The following is a 1,508-nucleotide window of genomic DNA, read 5'->3' on the forward strand; positions in this document are numbered from 1 at the left end:
TCAGCGCGAATACGCGAAACCCTTGATAAAGACGCCAGACAAGCAGCGCTCCCTCGGAAATCTGGCCGTAAATGTAGAAACTCAGACCATGGTTGAGTACAAGGACGCATGGCAACTCTTACGTGGAGAACCGCTCGGAGGTGCATAGCCCCTCGCTCAAATGGGAAGCTAACAGCAGGCCACCGAGCCCGGTCCATGGATGCCGCCCTACCCCCGCCCCAACGCATCCTGTGCCCCCGGTGGCAACACGCCCAGCCGCACATAGCCGGGCAAGCCAAACGACGCAGCATCGCGCAGCTTGATGCCGCGTGCGCGCAGGCGCTGCAGGCGCAGCGGTAGGTCGTCCCCGCTCGGCCGGGCGCAAAAAAAATTCGCGGTACTGGGCAGACACTCCCAGCCTAGCGTGCGGCACAGAATGGTTTGCCGCGCCTTCCAGGCCCGCAGCGTCACCAGGCTCTGCGCCAGCCATTGCTGGCTGGCAGGCTGGCACCAGGCCTGCAACATCGCCACGCCGTGCGCGCCCACCGGCCAGGACGGGCACAACGCCTGCAGTGCGGAGGTGTCCGCCCCCAGCGGGGCAATCACATAGGCGGCGCGGATGCCGGTGAGGCCCAGCGCTTTATTGGGGGTCCACATTTGCCACACCCGGTCCATTTGTGCGGCATCCAGGCTGGGCGCGCCTTCCAGCCGCAGCGGGGCGTAGGCGCAGTCCAGCACCACGCTATGGTGCGCTTGCAAACCATCTACCAACGCTGCCAAATCCGGGTGCGCCTGGCCTAGCGGACTCGACGGTTCACAGGCCCACAGCAGCCGTGCGCGGCGGGCATCGGCGGGCAGCAAACCCCAGGCCTGCGCCGCTTGCGCGTAGTCGCCATAGTGGTGCCTTGGCAGGCAAACGCCCTGTCCCCGGTGCAACGCGCTCATACGGTAGATGAATTCGCTGGCGCTGGCCGCCAGCAGTACACGAGTGGCATCCACACCGTGGAAATCCGCCAAGTCCGCCTGCAGCGCCGTGTACTGCGGGTCGGGGTAGCGCGTGGCATCCGCCAGTTGCACGGCAGCCAGCGCGTGGGGGCATGGCCCGCAGGCGTTGCTGTTGGTGGAGAAGTCATACTGCGGCACGCCCAGTGCGTCCGGGCCGCCATGCACAAAGTTCACAACCATTTTTCTACCAAAACCATAGCTGCCACCGCAAGCAGTACCTGCGCTAGCACCGTATTTCTTGCATAAAAAACAGCCTTGGGCGTGTCCTTCGAAGCGGGCACGCGGCCCGCCGCGTTCAAGGTGTACACGCCCGGCTTGCCCAGGCGCACGCCCAGGCACAGCGCCATCGCCGCCATAGGCCAGCCGCTGTTGGGCGAAGGAGTCAGCCGCGCCTGCTGACCCAGCGCCCGCCATTCACTGCGGTAGGCCAGCACCATCAGCAGCACGGCGGTGATGCGCGCGGGCAACCAGCTCAGCACGTCATCGGCCCAGGCCGCCCATTTGCCCGCCCACTCCCACACCCG

Annotated in this window: 2 protein-coding genes; both read right to left on the reverse strand. The window is 66.0% G+C overall.

From position 1 onward, the window contains the following. Positions 1-207 precede the first annotated feature (207 nt). Positions 208-1,164, reverse strand: a complete 957-nt coding sequence (locus ABI213_RS09230; RefSeq protein ID WP_348026821.1) for an aminotransferase class I/II-fold pyridoxal phosphate-dependent enzyme — start codon at positions 1,162-1,164, stop codon at positions 208-210. Next, positions 1,155-1,508: cobalamin biosynthesis protein (locus tag ABI213_RS09235; protein WP_348026823.1), on the reverse strand; the 354-nt coding region annotated here is incomplete at its 5' end. The genes ABI213_RS09235 and ABI213_RS09230, both read right to left, overlap by 10 nt.

The sequence above is a fragment of the Rhodoferax sp. genome, assembly GCF_039922535.1.
Lineage (GTDB): Bacteria > Pseudomonadota > Gammaproteobacteria > Burkholderiales > Burkholderiaceae_C > Rhodoferax_B.

Bases quoted from the DNA above. Each gene is read 5' to 3' on its own strand.
- ABI213_RS09230 (WP_348026821.1), bottom strand. From the start codon at position 1,164: ATGGTTGTGAACTTTGTGCATGGCGGCCCGGACGCACTGGGCGTGCCG.